Below are 18,403 nucleotides of genomic sequence, written 5' to 3' on the forward strand. Positions count from 1 at the left end.
GGGCGGTGCCCTTGTGGGAGCGCGCTTGCGCGCGATTACAGGATGCCCAGGCCCTGGATGCTGGCCGCACCCGCTTCGAAACCCGCCATCTCCGCAAACCGCCTGCCGCGGTCGGCGTAGTCCTTGAACTGATCGAAGCTCGGTGCGCCCGGCGACAGCACGACGGTGCCGCGGCCTTGCAGTGCATTGCGCGCCGCACCCACCGCCGCGGCGAGGTCGCTGGCCCGATACACGTTCGCTACGCCCGCCGCCTCCAGCGCATCCGCGATGCGCGGGCCATTCTTCCCCTGGCAGATAATCGCGTCCGGCGCATGCCCGCGCATCGCATCGACGAACACCGTCCAGTCGAGACCGCGATCATGCCCGCCGACGATGAGCGCGACGTGCTCGTCGTGGACGCTTTCCAGCGCGGCGAGGCTCGCCAGCGGCGTGGTGCTGATCGAATCGTTGATCCAGCGCAATCCATCGCGCTCACCGAGCGGCTGCAGGCGATGCGGTAGCGGCACGAAGGTCGCGAGCGCGGGCGCCGCGGCGCGCGCGTCGAGTCCCATGAGCTCCAGCGCGGCCAGCGCGGCACACGCATTGAGCGCGTTGTGCAGGCCCGGGGCCGCGACGCGATCCGCGCGGATCACGTCCTCGGCACCGGAACGAATCCAGCCATCGGCAACGTGCCACCCGGCCTCGTCGCCAAACGTGTTCAACCCGGGATGCTCCGCGGCGCGTGCGAGGAGCACGGGCTGCATGGCATTGACGAGCACGCGCGAGGACGCGGCGATCAGTTTCAGCTTGTCATCGACATAGCGCTCGCGGGAGCCGTGCCAGTCGAGGTGCTCTTCGTACAGGCTGGTGACCACGCCGAGATCCACGCCCAGCGCTTCACCCGTCTGGAAGCTCGACAGTTCGATGACCCACAGGTCGGCCTCGCCTTCGTCCAGCTCGAGCAACGGCATGCCGATGTTGCCGACCAGCGCCGTGCGCACGCCCAGCGAACGCGCCAGGTGCGCAAGCAGGGCGGAGGTCGTGCTCTTGCCCTTGGTGCCGGTCACCGCGACGCTGCGCGCGCCAGCATGGCCCGCGAACCACAACGCGGTGCCGGAAGTGAAGCGCGTGCCACGTGCCTGCGCTTCGAGCAATTCGGGCTTGTACGCCGAGATACCCGGCGACTTGATCACGATGTCGTAGCCCGACAGCGCCTCGCCATCGGGCGCGGCGGCGATCACCCGCGCGTGCGGATAGGCCGCGCGCGCCGCGTCCGCTTCGTCGGTGCCGACGTAGACATCCACGGCCTGCCCGGGAAGGCGTCGCGCCAGCGCATCGAGCGCGGCGCGGCCTTCGCGGCCAAAGCCCCAGACCGCGACGCGCTTGCCAGTGAGGTCAGCCCAGCGCATCCAGCGCTCCAAGCAGGCGCGAAGGCACCAGGTGGGAGGCGCCGGGTTTCAGCCACGGCTCCAGGGCGAGCTCGGAGACGTCCAGCTGCGGGAGGATCTCGCTGCGGAAGCGCGCCACCAGCGCATCTTCCTGCCACTCCGGCCGGTTCGAGAGCGCATACAACGCGGCGCGCGCCTCGGCACCTTCACCGACGCATTCGAACGGCTTGTGGTCGCGGTATTCGAGCAGCGCATCGAACGCCTCCGCCAGGTCGATATCGTCGAGCAGGTTGCGGCCGAAGATCTGCAGCAGGCGCGGCTTGGGCATGAACGGCGCCAGGGCCAGGAACACGAAGTGGCACTTCGGGCACTGCCCACACCAGCGATCCGCGGGCTTGGGCCCGAGGATGCGGAAGTTGCGGTTGCAGCTCGAGAACACGTTGAAATACTCGCCCCCCAGGCGCGCGAACGCGCTGGTCACCGCAAGCTCCGACCAGGGGCGCAGCAGCGAGCAGTAATCGAGGTCGGCGGCGACGTGCGAATGCACGTAGTCGTGGAAGGTCTTCTCGAAGCCGAAGCCCTTGCTCCACTGGTGGTTCACTTCCTGGCCTTCGTATTCCAGCGTGGCCACGGAGGCGGAGCGCTCGTTGGCGAAGACGATGGAATCGTAGCCATACAGCACCGCCGCCACGACGAGGATCGCGGAGTTGATAGCCGTGACCGGGATGTGGCCGTTCCACGCACCCATCCGGTTCAGTTCGAACAGGCCGGGCGCCAGCTCACGCGAGATGTTCAGCGTGGACAGCCCCGTGCGCGCGGCGCACTCGGCGATGAGCGGCGAATTGCCGACCCATGTAGCGGTGGCATCGGCACCGATGGACTTCACCGCTTCCACGGCGACCACGGAATCCTTGCCGCCACCGATCGGCAGCAGCGACCGCTTCGGCAGGCCGATGGCCGGTGCGCTGCCGGTCTTCACGCCGTTATGCGGGAAACGGATGCGGCTGCGCAGGTCCAGGCGGTTGCGGTAGGCGAACTCGGCCAGCCCGTGGAGGTAGAGCGCGTCGAACATCGCCGCGCCCTCCTCGTCCAGCGGCTCGCCTTCCACCACGAGGGAGGGTGGGATGCCGGCCTTGTAGTAGCTGACGCCGGCCACCAGGTGCAGCAGGCGCAGGGCGGCCGCGAAGGCCGCCTCGCGCCCCGCCGGGATGGCGGGGGCACCCGGGAACGTGATCCGCTCCACCAGTTCAGGGCCATCGTCGAACGCGTACGCCAGCTCGGCCACGCCATCGGCATAGCGATGGCTGACAAAGCGAAAACGCTGGCTTTCGCGCGGATCGGCGAGCGTGGTCGTCACGGCAGAAGCACCTCATCGGCTACGTCGCGCAGGTTGTAACGCGACGCCATCACGGCGCCGTAGGCGCCTCCCTGTGCAACAAGTATCACGTCGTCCTCGAATGATTCTGGCAAGCGCCGGTCGGAACCAAGGATATCGCCTGACTCGCAGATCGGCCCCACCACCTGGTACATGGTCGTGGCCGGCTCGCCGAAGCGGGAGAGGTTCGCGATCTCGTGCCACGCGTCGTACAGCGCCGGGCGGATCAGGCTGTTCATGCCGGTATCCAGGCCGAGGTAGCGGATATTGCTGCCCTTCTCCTTCTCCTGGGTCACCCTGGCGAGCAACACACCGGCGTCGGCAACGAGGAAACGGCCCGGCTCCATCCATACCTGGAACTGCGGATAGGCCTGGCGAACCGCCATCAGCACCCGGTCGAGCGCGACGATGTCCAGCGCGGTTTCGCCGGGGTGCGACGGCACGCCGAGCCCACCGCCGATGTTGAGCACGCTGATCGTGCCGATGCGCTCGGCCAGCGCGGCTAGCTGCGAATACACCTCACCCCAGTGCGCGGCATCGAGGATGCCGGAGCCCAGGTGCGCGTGCAGGCCGATCACCCGGGCGCCCGCGTCGTCCGCCAGGCGGAGGAAGCGGTCGACCTGTTCGATCGGTACGCCGAACTTGCTGCCGGTGCCGCCCGTCTTGACCTTCTGGTGGTGGCCAAGGCCCCGCCCCAGGTCGACGCGCAGCACGATCTCGCGGCCACGGAACAGGTCGCCCCAGTGTTCGATCGGGTGCAGCGCATCGATCGTGATGGTGGCGCGGGTTTTCAGGGCCGCCTCGAAATCGCGGCGCGCGGCGAAGTTGGGCGTGAACAGGAGCGGCGTATCGTCCGGCACCGCGGCCGACACCGCCTCCAGTTCGCCCGGCGATACGCACTCGAACGCGAAGCCTTCCTCCGCCAGCACCTTGAGGATGCCGGGGTGGGTGTTGGCCTTGACCGCGTAATGCGCGCGATCGACCGCGCGCAGCGACTTCACCTTGCGCGCCTGCGCCCGCACCGTAGGCAGGTGGTAGGCGTAACGAGGCGTGCGCTCCTGTGCGAGCTGGAGCAGACGCGGGCGTTCGGCCTGCCACCACGCCGCGGCAGGCAGCGGGGTTTCGCCACTGCCATACAGGGCCTGCCACGCAGGCCCGAAGACCATGCTGTCGTCGGTGCGCAGGGCACCTGCGCCGATCAGCAGCTCGTGCAGGCGCGGCAGCATCTCGTCGACGACGTCCTCATCCACCACGAACGTGAGGTTGAGGTTGTTCGACGACTGCGAGATGAGGTGCACGCGCAGCTGGCCGAACTCCGCCAGCACGGCTGACAGCTTGTGCAGCATGGAGCGCATGCCGCGGCCGACCAGGGTGATGGCGGCGCAGGGCGCGATGACCTTGACCCGGCAGACACGGGCCAGGTCGGCGGCGAGCGCGGCGATCGCGTCGGAATCGAGCAGGTTCTCCGTGGGATCCAGCGACACCGTCACGTTCGTCTCCGCCGAACCGATCAGGTCCACCGAGAGGCCGTGGCGCTTGAACGCATCGAACACATCGGCGAGGAAGCCGACCTGCTGCCACATGCCGACGGATTCCATCGATACGAGCGTGATGCCCTTGCGCGCGCTGATCGCCTTGATGCTCGGTGCGTGCTCGCGGACTTCGGGGCCGATCACCGTGCCTTCCAGCTCGGGCCGGTTGGTGTCCTTCACGAGCAACGGCACGCGCGGTTCGCGCAACGGCGAGAGGCACCGCGGATGCAGGACCTTCGCACCCGTGGAGGCGATTTCCTGTGCTTCTTCGTAATCCAGCCGCTGGAGCAGGCGCGCACCGGCGACCTGGCGCGGGTTGGCGGTGAACATGCCGGCGACGTCGGTCCAGATTTCCACCCGCGCGGCGGCCAGCAACGCGCCGAAGTAGGCGGCCGAGGTATCCGAACCGCCACGACCCAGCAGCACGGTGCGGCCGCCCTCATCGCGAGCGATGAAGCCCTGCGTGATGAACACCTCGCCACGCGCGGCAAGCGCCGCCGCCAGCGCCGGATCCGGGCGCGGCTCGACCATGGCCGAGAGCACGCGGGTGCGCTCGTTCTGGTTCGGCAACGCCACGGCGTTCAGGCATTCACGGGCGTCCACCCATTCGGTGGGCAGGCCATTGGCGCTGAGGAACGCGGCGCCGAGCGCACTGGACATCAGCTCGCCATGCGCCTGCACGGCGGCCTGCCAGGCCAGTTCGCCCAGTTCGGCAGACCCGCCCTCGGCCAGGCCCGCCAGGTCGGCCAGGCGCGCACCCAGGGTTTCCGGGAGTGCCAGCGACATCTCGCCCAGCAGGGCATGGTGGCGATCGGCCAGTGCGGAGGCCGCATCCGAGCGGCGTTTGGGTTCCGTGTGCGTGCAAAGCTGTTTCAGGCCATCCGTGATACCGGACAGGGCCGAGACCACGATCAGCACGCGGGCGCCTTCGGCGCGGCGGCTGGCGGCCAGCTCGAGGATATTGCGCCAGCGTGCGGCGGTGGCTACCGAGGTGCCGCCGAACTTCATGACGATCCAGGGCGCGTTGACAGGCAACGGCGCGTTTGCGTTTTCGCTCACGGTTCTCTTTTGCGGTGGTGGGGAAATGAATCCCCGGAGTGTTGCGCCGCAACGTCAAAAAGGCAACGAGCCGGCGAATGCCTTGCCCGCAAGCTCGCTCCCGCCGGGATGTGCGATCCTGCGGGCCCATCCCGATCTCACGCTCCCATGGAAAACCCCGGTTACGCCCGCCGCATCAACCTCATGGACGCCGCGCTCATCGTCGTGGGCGGGATCATTGGCGGCGGCATCTTCCTCAACCCGGGCATCGCGGCGCAGCGCACCTCCTCGGGCTGGGAGCTCTTGGCGCTCTGGGTCGCCGCCGGCCTGCTCACGCTGGTGGGTTGCCTCTGCTACTCGGAGCTCGGCGCGCGCCGGCCCCAGGCGGGCGGCAGCTACGTGTACCTGCGCGAAGCCTTCGGCCGGGTCGCAGGGTTCCTGTTCGGCTGGACCATGCTGCTGGTGATCTACAGCGGCAGCGCCGCCGCCGTGGCCACGATCTTCGGCACCTACGCCACCTCGGTGTTCGGCCTGCCTGAACACCTGGTCAAACCGCTCGCTGTCGGCGCGCTGGTTTTCGTGACCGGCATCAACCTCTTCGGCATCAAGCTCGGCGCACGCATCCAGAACGTCTTCGCCATCCTGAAGCTGGTGGCGATCGCCGTGCTGGTCGTCACCGGCCTCGCCTTCGCGGGCGCGGGCACCACGCAGGCACTGGCCGGCAGCGCGGCGCCCGTGGCCGACGGCAATATCGCCGGCGCGCTCCTGCCGGTCCTGTTCGCCTTCTCCGGCTTCAGCTACCTCAACAATCTCGCCGGCGAGGTCCGCGACCCGCAGCGGACGCTGCCGCGTGCGCTGGTGCTGGGCATGCTGGTCGTGATCGCGGCATACGTGCTGACCAACTATGCCTATCTTGCCGTCCTCGGCCACGCCGGCCTGGCCGCCAGCAATGCCCCCGCGGCCGATGTCATGAGCCGCGTGTTCGGCAGCGCCGGGGCGAAGATCATCGCCATCGGCATCGCCATTTCGACCCTCGGCTTCTGCAACATCACGCTCGTCGCGGGTGCCCGCGTGCTCCAGGTGATGGGCGAGGATGGCCTGTTCTTCGCGAGCGTCGCCCGCCTGCACCCGGTGCACCGCACGCCCAACGTCGCCCTTGTGGCGCTTTCGCTCTGGGCCATCTTCCTTGTGTTCGCCGCCAACTACGGGCAGCTGCTGGATTTCGCCACCTTCGGGGATTGGGCGGCCTACGCCGTCACCATTGCCACGCTGTTCTGGTACCGCCGGCACGTGAAGGAGCGTCCCAGCTTCGTCACGCCGGCCTACCCGCTGCTGCCGCTGGTCTTCCTCGCCACCGTCATCGCGGTGGTCGTGGCCTATGCGTGGTCCAAGCCGCTCAGCGCCGCCGTGGTCTGCGCCGTCGTGCTTGCCGGGCTCCCCGTATACGCCGTGTGGCGGCGCCTGTTCAGTAAAGTCGCTCGCTGAACGAGGGCCCGGATGCCACAATGGCCCGGTTCAGCTGAGGAAAGCAGATGGCACAGCAAGGTCCGACGTCTCCCGTACCCGTCCCCACCCAGGGCGCCGCCGAGGTGCAGCCCAAGCCCGTACGCGAAGGCATCGACCTGATCGTCAACGACGAGCGCTACCGCCACACCGGTGACAAGGGCATGCCGCTGCTGTGGTACCTGCGCGATGTGCTGCGCCTCACCGGCGCCAAGTACGGCTGCGACCAGGGCAACTGCGGTTTCTGCACCGTCATCGTCGATGGCAAGGCCGTGGCCAGCTGCCAGACGAAGATGGAAGGCATGGCGGGCAAGCGCGTGACGACGGTGGAAGGGCTTTCCGGCAAGGACGGCTCCCTGCACCCCGTGCAGCAGGCCTGGATCGACGAGGACGCGATCATGTGCGGCTTCTGCCAGCCCGGCCAGATCATGGCGGCCGTGGACCTGCTCAACCGCCAGAAGAATCCCTCCGACGCGGACATCGACAAGATCGGCAACCTCTGCCGGTGCGGCAGCTACGGTCGCATCCGCAAGGCGATCAAGCGCGCCGCCGTCACTCTTAAGGATGCCAAGGCATGAGTGGCGAGATCCGCCTTTCGCGCCGCCGGTTCCTGAAATACGCCGCTGGCACCGCGGGCGCCCTCGTCGTCGGCATCGGCACCGTGCAGGCCGCTGATCGCCCCGCGCCGCTCAGCCTGCTGGGCGATGCGTGGTCTCAGGTCGGGCCATACGTGCGCGTGGCGCAGGATGGCCGCATTTTCATCGGCGTGCGCGATCCGGATAACGGCGAAGGCACCGGGACCTCACTGGCCCGCATCATCGCCGAAGAGCTCGATGCCGATTGGGACAAGGTCGTCGTCGAGTACCTGGGCCTGGGTGTCGAGCCGGGCAACGGGGAACCGAAGTTCATCTACGGCCGCCAGCGCAGCGGCGATGCCACCAGCATCCCTGCCGCATGGGCCGACCTGCGCCAGGCCGGTGCGCTGGCGCGCTGGCTGCTGCTGCAGGCCGCCGCGCGCCGCCTCGGCGTGCCGGCGGAACAGCTCCGCGGCGAATCCGGCATGGCCATCGCCGCCGACGGCCGCCGCATCGCCTATGGCGACCTGGCCAGCGCCGCTGCAAGCATCGATGCCCCGTCCAGCCCGCCGCCGTTGAAGGCGGCCGAGCGCTACAAGCTCATCGGCCAGCCCGCCGGCGACATCGACGCCCGCGCGGTCGTGACCGGCACGCTGCGCTATGCCGCCGACGAAAACATCGGCGACCCGGTGGTCGCCGTGCTCGCACGCTGCCCCTACCCGGGTGGCACGCTCGACACCGCGGATCGCGACGCGGCAGGCAAGGTGCCTGGTGTATTCGCCGTCGTCGATATCACCCCGGAACAGGGTCAGGTGGCCGGCATGGCCGCGCAGGCGCGCGCCCTGGCGGTGATCGCCACGGACACATGGTCGGCACTCAAGGGGCGCGAGGCGCTGAAGGCCATGTGGAAGCCGGGCGATACGACCGAGCCCGGCAGCGGCGACCTCGAGAAAAAGGCGCTCGAGCTGTTCGACAACGACACGGCCACGCCTACGACGGTCCGTGAGGATGGCGACGTGGCGGCCGCACGCAAGAAGGCGGCGCGTGCGCTCGAAGCGACCTACGTGCAGCCGTGGGTGGCGCATGCCACCGCGGAGACGCCGAACTGCCTTATCCGCCTGGATCCGGACACACGCATCACGCTTGTCGCCGCCTCGCAGTCGCCGCGCCAGGCTTACACCGTCGTGCAGCGCATGACCGGCTTCGGCCCGGACAAGATCGATATCCGCGTGCCGCGTGGTGGTGGTGGATTCGGCCGCCGGCTCGAGCAGGATTACATCGCGGAGGCGGTGGCCATCGCCATGGCCAACAAGCCGAAGGATATCCAGAGTCGCGCCATCCGCGTGCTCTGGACCCGCGACGACGATCTCACCCGCGACTACTACCGCCCGTTCGCGGTGCACCGCCTGAACGCGTCGCTCGACCGCAAGCAGGGGATCGTCGGCTGGCACCAGCGCATGGCCAGCCCCTCCGCGCTCGCGGGCCGTGCAACGAACGCCGATCGCCTCTGGCAGTCGGAGCTCGTCGCCGACGCGTTGCCGGCCGGCCTCGTGCCCAACTTCCGCAGCGATTACTACCCGCTCGACTCGCTGCTGTCGCGGGGCGAGTGGCGCGGTTCGCCGCATGTGACGCCGACGTTCGCCAGCGAGAGCTTCATCGACGAGCTTGCGCACGCGGTGAAGGCCAACCCGCTCGACTACCGCCTGAAACTGCTCGGCGAGGCACGCCAGCTGCCCTACAACGGGCGCGGCGGCCCGATCGATACCGCGCGCATGGCCAACGTGCTGAAGCTCGCCGCCGACAAGCTCGACTGGAGCCGCTGGCTGCGCAGCGAGAATGGCCTCGGCATTGCCTGCGCATACGTGTTCGGCGCTTACGTCGCGCATGCGATCGAGGTGGCTCCCACGGCCGATGGCATCGATATCCACCGGGTCGTCTGCGTCGCCGATGTCGGCCGCGCCGTGAACCCGCTGGGTCTCGCCGCCCAGCTGGAAGGCGCTACCATCGACGCCCTTTCAACGGCCCTCAACCTGGCCATCACGGTCAGGGACGGTAAGGTGCAGCAGACCGGCTTCAAGGATTACCCCGTGTCGCCCACGCAGCCGATGCCTTACGAGGTCGAGACGATCATCGTCCCGTCGGTCGCCGAACCCACGGGCGCCAGCGTCATCGGCGTGCCGTCCGCCGCCCCGGCACTGGCTAACGCCGTGTTCCGGGCCACCGCGGTCCGCGTGCGCAGGCTACCCCTGCTGCGCGAACTGGCTCGCCTGCGTTAATCCTCTCCAACGTCCCCGAGGCTCCGTATGTCCATTGCATCGTTCACCTCGGAAGGCACGCCTGCCCGTACCGACGCCGACCTGATCGCCGGCAACAAGCGCTTCTACGACGCGCTGTGGGCCGATGCGCAGCTTTGCGCGCCCGAGCGGTTCAATACGTGGCCGCTGGTGGCCGAGCTGGCCGCGCGGACGACGCGACGCCTCGAGGTGGCGCCCGGCCTGCGGCCGCGCCTGCCGCTGGCCGATACCCAGTTCGTCGACCTGTCGCGCCCCGCCCTGGCGGAACTGCGCCGGGCCGGCGCGCGCGTGGCCAACGCCATGATCGGCGCCCTGCCGTTCCGCGACGGCAGCTTCGATTTCGTCTGCGCTTTCGACATCCTGGAGCACGTCGTCGATGACGAGGGCGCCCTGGGCGAACTGGCCCGCGTGGCGGCACCCGGCGCGAGGCTGCTGCTCTCGACCCCGCTGCACCCGGAAGCGTGGACGGCTTTTGATGATTTCGTGGGGCATTACCGCCGTTACGAGCCCGACGCCATCCGCGACCTGCTCGCCCGCCACGGGTTCACCATCGAGCGCAGCGCGGTCTATGGCATGCAGCCCAAATCCTCGAAACTGCTGGACCTGGGCCAGTATTTCCTGACCCACCACCGGGCCCGCGCCATGTGGTGGTACAACCGGGTGTTCATGCCGCTGGGCATGCGTTTCCAGAAGCCGCTGGACTTCCAGCCCGGCTTCGACCCGGCCCCCGGGGTGGATGAAGTCCTGCTGGTCTGCCGCAAGGCCGACGCTTAAATCGAGCAAAAACAGGGGCTTTACACATGGCGCGGCGCAACTGGTTATGATGCGCCACCTCCCCCGTTCCCGGATTGCAGCGGCATGCTCTATTTGATGCACGAATGGCAGCGCTCCATGCTCAGCCCGTTGTCGTACTGGGCTGAAGCCGGCGCCAAGATGTTTGGCGACCTGGCCAGCCCGTTTGCCCGCATGCCGGGCGCCGACCGCGCCGCTGCCGGGTACGAGCTGATGTACCGCCTGGGGAAGGCCTACGAGAAGCCCGAGTTCGACATCCACAGCGTGCACGCGCACGGGCATGACGTGGCCATCGTCGAGCAGGTGGCCATGAGCAAGCCGTTCTGCACCCTGAAGCGCTTCAAGCGCTTCTCGGATGACCAGGCCACGGTCGATGCGATGAAGCACGATCCCGCCGTCCTGGTCGTCGCCCCGCTCTCCGGCCACCACAGCACGCTGCTGCGCGATACCGTGCGCACGCTGCTGCGCGACCACAAGGTGTACATCACCGACTGGACCGATGCGCGCATGGTCCCGCTGGAGGAAGGCTCGTTCTCGCTCGCCGACTACGTGTCGTACATCGAGGAATTCATCCGCCACGTCGGCGTGCACCGCGCGCACGTGGTGTCGGTGTGCCAGCCCACCGTGCCCGTGCTGGCCGCGGTCGCGCTGATGGCCGCGCGCGGCGAAGCCACGCCGGCGACGCTTACGCTGATGGGCGGCCCGATCGACACCCGCAAGAGCCCCACCAGCGTCGACAACCTCGCGACGACCCGGCCCTTGTCGTGGTTCCGCAACCAGCTGATCCACAAGGTGCCGTACCAGTATCCCGGCGCGGGCCGCGAGGTGTACCCGGGCTTCCTGCAGCACGCGGGCTTCCTGGCGATGAACCCCAGCCGCCATGTCATGTCGCACTGGGACTTCTACGAGAACCTGCGCAAGGGCGACCTCGACGACGCCGAGGCGCACCGCAAGTTCTACGATGAATACAACGCCGTGCTCGACATGCCGGCCGAGTACTACCTCGACACCATCGAAACCGTGTTCCAGGAACACCGCCTGCCCAAGGGCACGTGGGAAGTGAACGGTGAGCTGGTGCAACCGGCGAAGATCAAGGGCACGGCGCTGCTGACCATCGAGGGCGAGCTCGACGATATCTCCGGCCTTGGCCAGACCGAGGCTGCGCACGGCTTGTGCAAGGGCATCGCGAAGAAGCTGAAGAAGCACATCACGGTGGAAGGCGCCGGCCACTACGGCATCTTCAGCGGCCGCCGCTGGCGCGATGTGGTCTACCCCGACGTACGCGACTTCATCAAGCAGTACGACAAGGGCAACAGCAATACGGGTGAGAAGGGCACGCGCAAGGCGCGCTGATCGTGGTGGGAGCACGCTCCTACAGGAGCGCTGCACCCACTATCGCCATCACGATGAAGAACGGCACCGACCAGAGGTGGAAGGTGCCCCACGCGTTTTTCTCGCCGAGCAGGCGTAGTGCGATCAGGTTCGCCAGCGAACCCAGGATGAAGCCGAAGCCGCCGACGTTCACCGCCCACGCCAGGGTGCGCCAGTCGTGTGAGTACTCGGCCAGCAGGATCGCCGCGGGCACGTTGCTCACGACCTGGGACGCCAGTGCACCCGTGGCAAACAGGTGCATGGGCTGGTGCAGGTCGAGCGCACCGAGCACGCCCTTGATGATGTCCAGGCTCGCCAGCATGCGCAGGTCGATGAACATCAGCACGAAGGTCAGCAGCAGGCCCCAGTCGATCGCGGCCAGCACCCGGCGCCGGAACAGCGCGAAGACCACCACCACGCCGAGCAGGCCCCACGTCGCGTGGTGCGCGTCCGCCAGGAACAGGAACGGCACGTAGAGCACCGCGGCGACCACCAGCATCCAGCGGTCCAGGCCGTCCTCGGGGTGTTCGTGCACCTCCAGTCGGGTCGCCGGGAACGCCACGGCGGTGAGCGCCAGCAGCAGCACCAGCGCGATGGCCACTACCGGCAGCATCGCCCAGACGAAGCCACCGAAGCCGATGCCCCACTGCTGCCAGAGGAACAGGTTCTGGGGATTGCCGATGGGCGTCAGCATGGAGCCCGCGTTCACGGCGAGCGCTTCGAAGATCACCAGGCGCATCGCCGGCATGCGCGCGATGCGGCACATGCTCAGCGTCAGCGGCACCATGACGAACAGCGACACATCATTGGTGAGCAGCATCGACAACAGCGCGGTCGCGGCGACCAGGCCCAGCGCGGCCAGGCGCCGCGTCGAGGTGCGGTCGATGAGCCAGCGCCCTGCATGGCCGAGGGCACCGCTCTCTTCCACGGCCTTGGTGAGGATGAGCAGCCCGGTGAGCGCGGCGATCGTCGGCCAGTCGACGAGCGAGGGCCAGGTCGCGACGCGCGACGGCATGGCCATCGCGAACACGATGGCCACGCCGAGCAGTACGAGGAAAAACACATCGCGGCGGAGGTTCCGCAGCGATTCGGGCAGCCAGCTCATCCAGACGATCCCACCGAAGTTCCGGTGGATCATATCGGTTCTGGATGTGCTGGAACTGTGGGAGCGCGCTTGCGCGCGATGGGTGCTCGAGGCAGGTCCCATCGCGCGCAAGCGCGCTCCCACAACGGCAGGCCGAAGGCCCCGAGGCTTAGCGGAGCTTCTCGGGCAGGTCGACCTTGCCGGTGACGCCCTTGTGGTCGACATCTCCGCTGCCGGCGGTGCGGACGCTGAGGTTGCCCTTCACGCCGTCGACGTCGAGGTCGCCCGAGCCGATCGTGCCGACATCCACGTCGCCCGTGATGTTGGTGAGCTTGGCATCGCCGGAGCCGACCGTGCCGATGCGGACGCCACCGGTGATGTCGTGCGCGGTGAGGTCACCCGAGCCGACGCTGCCGACCTCGACCGCGCCGGAATTCGCGATCTTGACGTCGCCGGAACCGACGTTCGCTTTCACCGTGCCACGCACACCCGCGACCTCGAGGTCGCCCGAGCCTGCCGTGCTTTCCAGCGATGCCACGTTGCGCACCTCGGCGTCGCCCGAGCCGACGTTCACCACGATCGGGAGGTTGCCCGGCACGCTGGCCGTGACCTTCAGGTAGGAGTAGTTGCTGCCCCAGCCCATGTGCCAGCCACCCTCGCGCTTATCCTTCAGTTCGACGACCAGCGTGTCGCCTTCCTTCGACTGCACGACCACGAGGTTGTCGGCCATTTCCTGGGTGGATGCGCATGCGCGGCCCTGCACGGCGAACTTGCCGCCGGCGGAGCCATCGACCTTGAGGTCGTGCGAGTTCACGATGAAGCGGATCTGGCGAACGCCGCCGAGATCGAGATCCATGTTGCGGTCCGCATGGAACTTGCACTGCGGTTCGTCGGCCATGGCGACGGCCGGTGCGAGCAGCAGCGCGGCGAGAATCAGGTGACGCATGGTGGGTGCCCTCCGTTGATAGTGCGGTACCCGGCTATGGATGCGTCCCGGGCGGGAAAGGTTGCAGTCCGCGTTTTCACACGAAACTGACCAGACGGCAACGGGCCCGTCAACCGCGAGCGGGGAGCCACGTTTTTCCCCCTGCAAGCCCAACCCGGAGAGACACCCTATGCAACGCAAGACCCTGCTCGTCAGCGCCGCCTCCCTCCTCCTTGCCGGTTCGGCCGCCCTCGCGATTGCGCAGGATGCCGCTCCCAAGGCCCCCGCCACCCCGGCGGCCCAATCCGCCCAGCAGGGCCCGCAGCGTGATGGCGGCCAGAAGTGGGGCCACGGCGGCCCGCGCGGCGGCGACCACGGTCGCGGCGGACATTGGGGCCGCGGCCACCAGATGGGTGGCGTCATCGGCGACCTGCGTGGCCTGGAACGCCTGTACATCATGAGCGGCCGCCAGAAGGAACTGCCGGCGCTGTACAACGACGTGCTCGCCAAGTCGCAGAACCCGATGGTCCGTGACTACGCGTACCGCCACCTGGCCCGCGCGCAGATGGCCCCGACGAATGTCGACGCCGCCATTGCCACGATGAAGAAGAGCCTGGACGAAAGCCTGGCCAACGACCAGAAGCGTCACCAGGAAATGGAAGCGTTCAAGGCCCGCATGCAACAGCGCGCTGCGGCCAAAGCTCAGTAAGTAAATGTGGGAGCGCGCTTGCGCGCGATGGGGATTACGACAAGCTCCCATCGCGTGCAAGCACGCTCCCACGAAGGGCGCGATTTATTTTTTTTCTGATTGCTTGACCTGGCGCCAGAGCGCTTCCTGCTCTTCCAGGGAATACGACGACATGCTGCGTCCTTCGCTTTCGGCGATGGCTTCCATGCCGCGGAACCGCCGCTCGAATTTCTGGTTGGCACCGCGTAGCGCACGCGAGACATCGACCTTCGCGTGTCGCGCCAGGTTCGCGGCGACGAACAGCAGGTCGCCGATTTCATCGGCAAGGCGTTCTTCGTCGGCGCCGTTATCGAACTCGTGGCGTACTTCGTCGAGTTCCTCCGCAAGCTTGTCGAGCACCGGGCGATGGTCCGGCCAGTCGAAACCCGTATTCGCCGCACGCTTCTGCAGCTTCACCGCACGCTGCCATTCCGGCAGGCCGCGCGAGATGCCCGCGAGCGCACTGGGGTCTTCCCCGCCCTTCGCCTTGCGTTCCTCGGCTTTCAGGCGATCCCAGTCGCGCGAACGTGCGGCATCGCTTTCATGGGTGACGTCACCGAACACATGCGGGTGGCGGCGCTCCATCTTGTCGCTGATGGCAGCGACGACATCGCCGAAGCCGAACTCACCGGCTTCTTCTGCCATGCGTGCGTGGAACACCACCTGCAGCAGCAGGTCGCCGAGTTCGTCGCGCAGGTCGTGCATGTCACCGCGGTCGATGGCGTCCGCGACCTCGTAGGCCTCCTCGATCGTATACGGCGCGATCGTGGCGAAGCTCTGCTTTACGTCCCAGGGACACCCGTTCTCCGGATCGCGCAGGCGCGCCATGATCGCGAGGAGGTCGTCGATGGGTCGTGCCATGCGTCAGGGTTCCGGGTCGATGAGCCGCGCGGCCCAGTCGATGCTGGTGTCGCCGCAGGCGATGAATTCGGGGTTGATCAGCGAATCGCGCGTGTTGTAGCGGAACGGCCGGCCGGCCAGGTCGAGCACGGCGCCGCCAGCTTCTTCCAGGACGCACTGCGCCGCCGCCGTATCCCATTCGGAAGTGGCGCCGAGACGCAGGTAGACGTCCGCGTCGCCGCGGGCAATGACGCAGAACTTCAGCGACGAGCCCAGGGCAAAGGTCTCGTGCTCACCGAGCCGCTGGAGCAGCGTGGCCGCGCGGACGCCCGCATGTGAGCGGCTGCCCGTGACCCGCAGCAGGCCACCGGCACGGCGCGTGTGGATCGTTTCGCGCGCGGCGCCGGGCCCCTGCTGGCGCCAGGCGCCCTGCCCCTTCGCCGCCGCGTACAGATCGCCCGTGACGGGCGCCAGCACCACGCCAAGCACGCTGCGATGGTCCTCGATGAGCGCGATGTTCACCGTGAACTCGCCGTTGCGCTTGATGAACTCGCGCGTGCCATCCAAGGGATCGACCAGCCAGTAGCGGCGCCAGGTACGCCGCTCGGCCCAGGGCGCGGCGAGCGCTTCTTCCGAGATCACCGGCACGCCGGGCGCGATCTCCTGCAGGCGGTGCGCGATCACGGCCTGCGCCGCGAGGTCGGCGGTGGTGACCGGCGAGGCATCGGCCTTCTGGATCACTTCGAAATCTTGCGCGTATACCGCGAGGATCGCGTCGCTGGCCTCGCGCGCGATGGCGCAGACCTCGTCCAGGCACGCGCTGGCCGGCCGCGCCGTCACGCGGGCTGGTAGCGGCCGGCGAGGTACTCGCGGGCCATGAACAGGGCGGCGATGGAACGCCCTTCGGTAACGTCATCGCGGGCGAGCAGTTCGTGCAGCTTGTCCATGCGCCAGGGCACCACCTCGAGCTCTTCGGGCTCATCGCCCTGCAGGCGCTCGGGGTAGAGATCCTCTGCGAGGACCACGTGCGCCAGGTGGGTCATGTACGACGGTGACAGCGAGAGCGTGCCGAGGATCTTCAGCTTGCGCGCCCCGTAGCCCACTTCTTCCTTCAGCTCGCGGTTCGCGCCCTGCTCGGTGGTTTCATCGCGATCGAGCCGGCCCTTCGGCACGCCGAGTTCGTAGCGATCGACGCCGACGCCGTATTCGCGCACCAGCAGCACGGTCTCCGGATCGCGCATCGCGACGATCAGCACCGCACCGAAGCCGCTGCCCTTGAGGCGCTCGTAGGTGCGGCGCTCGCCGTTGGAAAACTCGAGGTCCACCTGCTCCGCCTTGCGGAGCGGGCTATCGGGTGCATCGCGTGTCGCGAGGATCGTGGGGCGCTTGTTCATCGGTCGATTGTAACGCCGCGGAACCGTTCGAGCGCCTCGGCGTGGATCGCGGCCGTGCCGGCCAGGATGCCGCGCGTCTCCAGCCCCACCGGGCCGCCATCGAGTTCGGTGAATACGCCACCGGCTTCGCGCACGATCACGGCCAGCGGCGCGATGTCGAGGATGTTCACGTCGGATTCGATGACGAGATCGACCCCGCCACGCGCCAGCAGGTGGTAATGGCAGAAATCGCCATAGCCGCGGATGCGGTTGCTGTCGCGGATCATCTGGCCGAGGACGTCCCAGCGCGCGTCGGTGGTGAGCGTCTTCACGTTGCCCGTGGAGATCGACGCCTGCGCGAAGGCGCTGGTATCCGCTACCTGCACGCGCTCGCCATCGAGCCATGCACCGCGGCCCTTCACTGCCCACATGCGCTCGCCGTAGATGGGCGCGGAGGAGACGCCCAGTACGAGTTCGCCATGGTGCATCAGTGCGATCTGGGTCGAGAAGAACGGCGTGCGGCGTACGAAACTCTTGGTACCATCGAGCGGATCCACCAGCCACAGCCATTCGCGGCTGATGTCGTCCGCGCCGTATTCCTCGCCGTAGATCCCCGCCTCGGGCATCGCACGCGCCAGGATTTCGCGGATGGCCAGCTCACTCTCGCGGTCGGCGACCGTCACCGGCGTGTCATCGCCCTTGGTGATCACATCGACACCGGCGCGCCAGTAGTGCTGGATGATCTCGGCGGCGGCGCCGGCGGCGTCGCGGGCGGCGGACAGGGCTTTGTCGAGCGTATCGGTCATGGCATGGCGGCCGGTGCGAGCCCGGCCTTGCGGGCCAGGGAAACGGAGCCGTCCGGCCGCACGGGGCCGAAGCGGGCGATGAGGTGGGTCAGCGCGGTGTCGCGGATGCGCGGTACGAGCGCGCCATCCAGCCGCCAGCCAAGCGGCGACGCGGCGACGCGCGCATCGACAGCGAGCGACCCTTCACCGTCGTCGGCCAGCGTGGCCCGCAGCAGGCCGGCTTCCGAGTGCGCCTTGAAGGCCAGCCCACCCAGGGTGACGTGACCCTCGGGTGTTTTCACGGCGGCAGCGCGCCAGTTCACGTCGGCATCCAGCGAGAGCGGCCAGTTGCCCTGCAGGTCAGCCTGCGGGATCTTGCCCTCGACCACGCCGACAGGCACCAGCTCACGGGGCAGGCCGGGCCCGGACAGGGCCGCGGCGTCGAGACGGAAGGCGACATCGCGCCACTGGACGCGGTCGGCCTGCGTGCGCTCCATATGGCCGTCGAAACGGCCGGCACGGCCATCGAGGTGGAGGTCCAGGTGGGTACGGCCGAGGATCACGTCGCGCCCCAGTGTCCAGGTCACGGCGCCCAGGTCGAGCCCGTCGCGGGTCATGACGCGCCCGGCGCGGCCATCCCACACGGTGCCTGAGAGGTCATCCAGCACGAGGCCGCGGGCGCGCTGCGCCACGTACGGCACCGCGACGCTGGCGGGCAGGAACCAGTAGAAGACGCCGGCGGCAAGCACCAGCACAAGGACGAGCAGGCCGATCCGGCGTAACCACTTCAATCCATCACCTCTTGGCAAAGCTTGAGGACGC

General features: G+C 68.2%; 16 protein-coding genes. 6 read left to right on the top strand and 10 right to left on the bottom strand.

Annotated features, from left to right (window positions below; translation table 11 throughout):
- Positions 1-35 precede the first annotated feature (35 nt).
- From murD to ACZ6YI_RS02090, 3 genes are read right to left on the bottom strand one after another with little or no spacing between them, the layout of a single operon-like run.
- Complete coding sequence (murD, locus tag ACZ6YI_RS02080; RefSeq protein WP_465777207.1) at positions 36-1,388, bottom strand: UDP-N-acetylmuramoyl-L-alanine--D-glutamate ligase; 1,353 nt, start codon at positions 1,386-1,388, stop codon at positions 36-38.
- Positions 1,375-2,724, bottom strand: coding sequence for a UDP-N-acetyl-alpha-D-muramoyl-L-alanyl-L-glutamate epimerase (gene murL, locus ACZ6YI_RS02085; protein ID WP_465777208.1), 1,350 nt, complete (start codon positions 2,722-2,724; stop codon positions 1,375-1,377). Before murL ends, murD begins: the two co-directional genes overlap by 14 nt.
- A complete protein-coding gene (locus tag ACZ6YI_RS02090; protein WP_465777373.1) occupies positions 2,721-5,282 on the bottom strand; it encodes a bifunctional aspartate kinase/diaminopimelate decarboxylase in 2,562 nt (853 codons plus the stop codon). The genes murL and ACZ6YI_RS02090 overlap by 4 nt, the downstream gene beginning before the upstream one ends.
- Before the next feature lie 198 nt (positions 5,283-5,480).
- Between ACZ6YI_RS02090 and ACZ6YI_RS02095 the strand changes: the two genes are divergently transcribed.
- The 5 genes from ACZ6YI_RS02095 (at position 5,481) to ACZ6YI_RS02115 (ending at position 11,829) form a co-directional block, all read left to right on the top strand.
- Positions 5,481-6,797: an APC family permease gene (locus ACZ6YI_RS02095; RefSeq protein ID WP_465777209.1), complete on the top strand. Its 1,317-nt coding sequence runs from the start codon at positions 5,481-5,483 to the stop codon at positions 6,795-6,797.
- A gap of 47 nt (positions 6,798-6,844) precedes the next feature.
- Positions 6,845-7,393, top strand: coding sequence for a (2Fe-2S)-binding protein (locus ACZ6YI_RS02100; protein WP_465777210.1), 549 nt, complete (start codon positions 6,845-6,847; stop codon positions 7,391-7,393).
- Positions 7,390-9,666 carry a xanthine dehydrogenase family protein molybdopterin-binding subunit gene (locus tag ACZ6YI_RS02105; protein ID WP_465777211.1) on the top strand — a complete coding sequence of 759 codons (2,277 nt, stop codon included), beginning with the start codon at positions 7,390-7,392 and terminating at the stop codon, positions 9,664-9,666. Before ACZ6YI_RS02100 ends, ACZ6YI_RS02105 begins: the two co-directional genes overlap by 4 nt.
- Before the next feature lie 27 nt (positions 9,667-9,693).
- A complete protein-coding gene (locus ACZ6YI_RS02110) occupies positions 9,694-10,458 on the top strand; it encodes a class I SAM-dependent methyltransferase (RefSeq protein WP_465777212.1) in 765 nt (254 codons plus the stop codon).
- 84 nt (positions 10,459-10,542) lie between these two features.
- Complete coding sequence (locus ACZ6YI_RS02115) at positions 10,543-11,829, top strand: polyhydroxyalkanoate depolymerase (protein WP_465777213.1); 1,287 nt, start codon at positions 10,543-10,545, stop codon at positions 11,827-11,829.
- 19 nt (positions 11,830-11,848) lie between these two features.
- On the opposite strand, the gene ACZ6YI_RS02120 is transcribed toward ACZ6YI_RS02115, so the two are convergent.
- A complete protein-coding gene (locus ACZ6YI_RS02120) occupies positions 11,849-12,985 on the bottom strand; it encodes an SLC13 family permease (protein ID WP_465777214.1) in 1,137 nt (378 codons plus the stop codon).
- A gap of 115 nt (positions 12,986-13,100) precedes the next feature.
- Positions 13,101-13,877 carry a DUF4097 family beta strand repeat-containing protein gene (locus ACZ6YI_RS02125; protein WP_465777215.1) on the bottom strand — a complete coding sequence of 259 codons (777 nt, stop codon included), beginning with the start codon at positions 13,875-13,877 and terminating at the stop codon, positions 13,101-13,103.
- Positions 13,878-14,046: 169 nt separating this feature from the next.
- On the opposite strand from ACZ6YI_RS02125, the gene ACZ6YI_RS02130 reads away from it, so the two are divergent.
- On the top strand, positions 14,047-14,565 hold the full coding sequence (locus ACZ6YI_RS02130) for a hypothetical protein (protein WP_465777216.1): 519 nt from the start codon (positions 14,047-14,049) through the stop codon (positions 14,563-14,565).
- An 84-nt stretch (positions 14,566-14,649) separates the two neighbouring features.
- Here ACZ6YI_RS02130 and mazG read toward each other — a convergent pair whose 3' ends face one another.
- Genes mazG through gspN form a run of 5 tightly spaced genes read right to left on the bottom strand, consistent with a single transcriptional unit; the run spans position 14,650 to position 18,372 of the window.
- Positions 14,650-15,444 (bottom strand): nucleoside triphosphate pyrophosphohydrolase, encoded by a 795-nt coding sequence (mazG, locus tag ACZ6YI_RS02135; protein ID WP_465777217.1) that lies wholly within the window; start codon positions 15,442-15,444, stop codon positions 14,650-14,652.
- Positions 15,445-15,447: 3 nt separating this feature from the next.
- On the bottom strand, positions 15,448-16,263 hold the full coding sequence (cysQ, locus tag ACZ6YI_RS02140; protein WP_465777218.1) for a 3'(2'),5'-bisphosphate nucleotidase CysQ: 816 nt from the start codon (positions 16,261-16,263) through the stop codon (positions 15,448-15,450).
- A complete protein-coding gene (nudE, locus tag ACZ6YI_RS02145; RefSeq protein ID WP_465777219.1) occupies positions 16,260-16,817 on the bottom strand; it encodes an ADP compounds hydrolase NudE in 558 nt (185 codons plus the stop codon). Before nudE ends, cysQ begins: the two co-directional genes overlap by 4 nt.
- Complete coding sequence (locus ACZ6YI_RS02150) at positions 16,814-17,602, bottom strand: inositol monophosphatase family protein (protein WP_465777220.1); 789 nt, start codon at positions 17,600-17,602, stop codon at positions 16,814-16,816. Before ACZ6YI_RS02150 ends, nudE begins: the two co-directional genes overlap by 4 nt.
- The gene (gspN, locus tag ACZ6YI_RS02155) at positions 17,599-18,372 is read right to left on the bottom strand and encodes a type II secretion system protein N (RefSeq protein ID WP_465777221.1); all 774 of its coding nucleotides are present in this window, start codon (positions 18,370-18,372) and stop codon (positions 17,599-17,601) included. Before gspN ends, ACZ6YI_RS02150 begins: the two co-directional genes overlap by 4 nt.
- Positions 18,373-18,403 lie beyond the last annotated feature (31 nt).

This window comes from Luteibacter sp. NPDC104163, assembly GCF_055584245.1.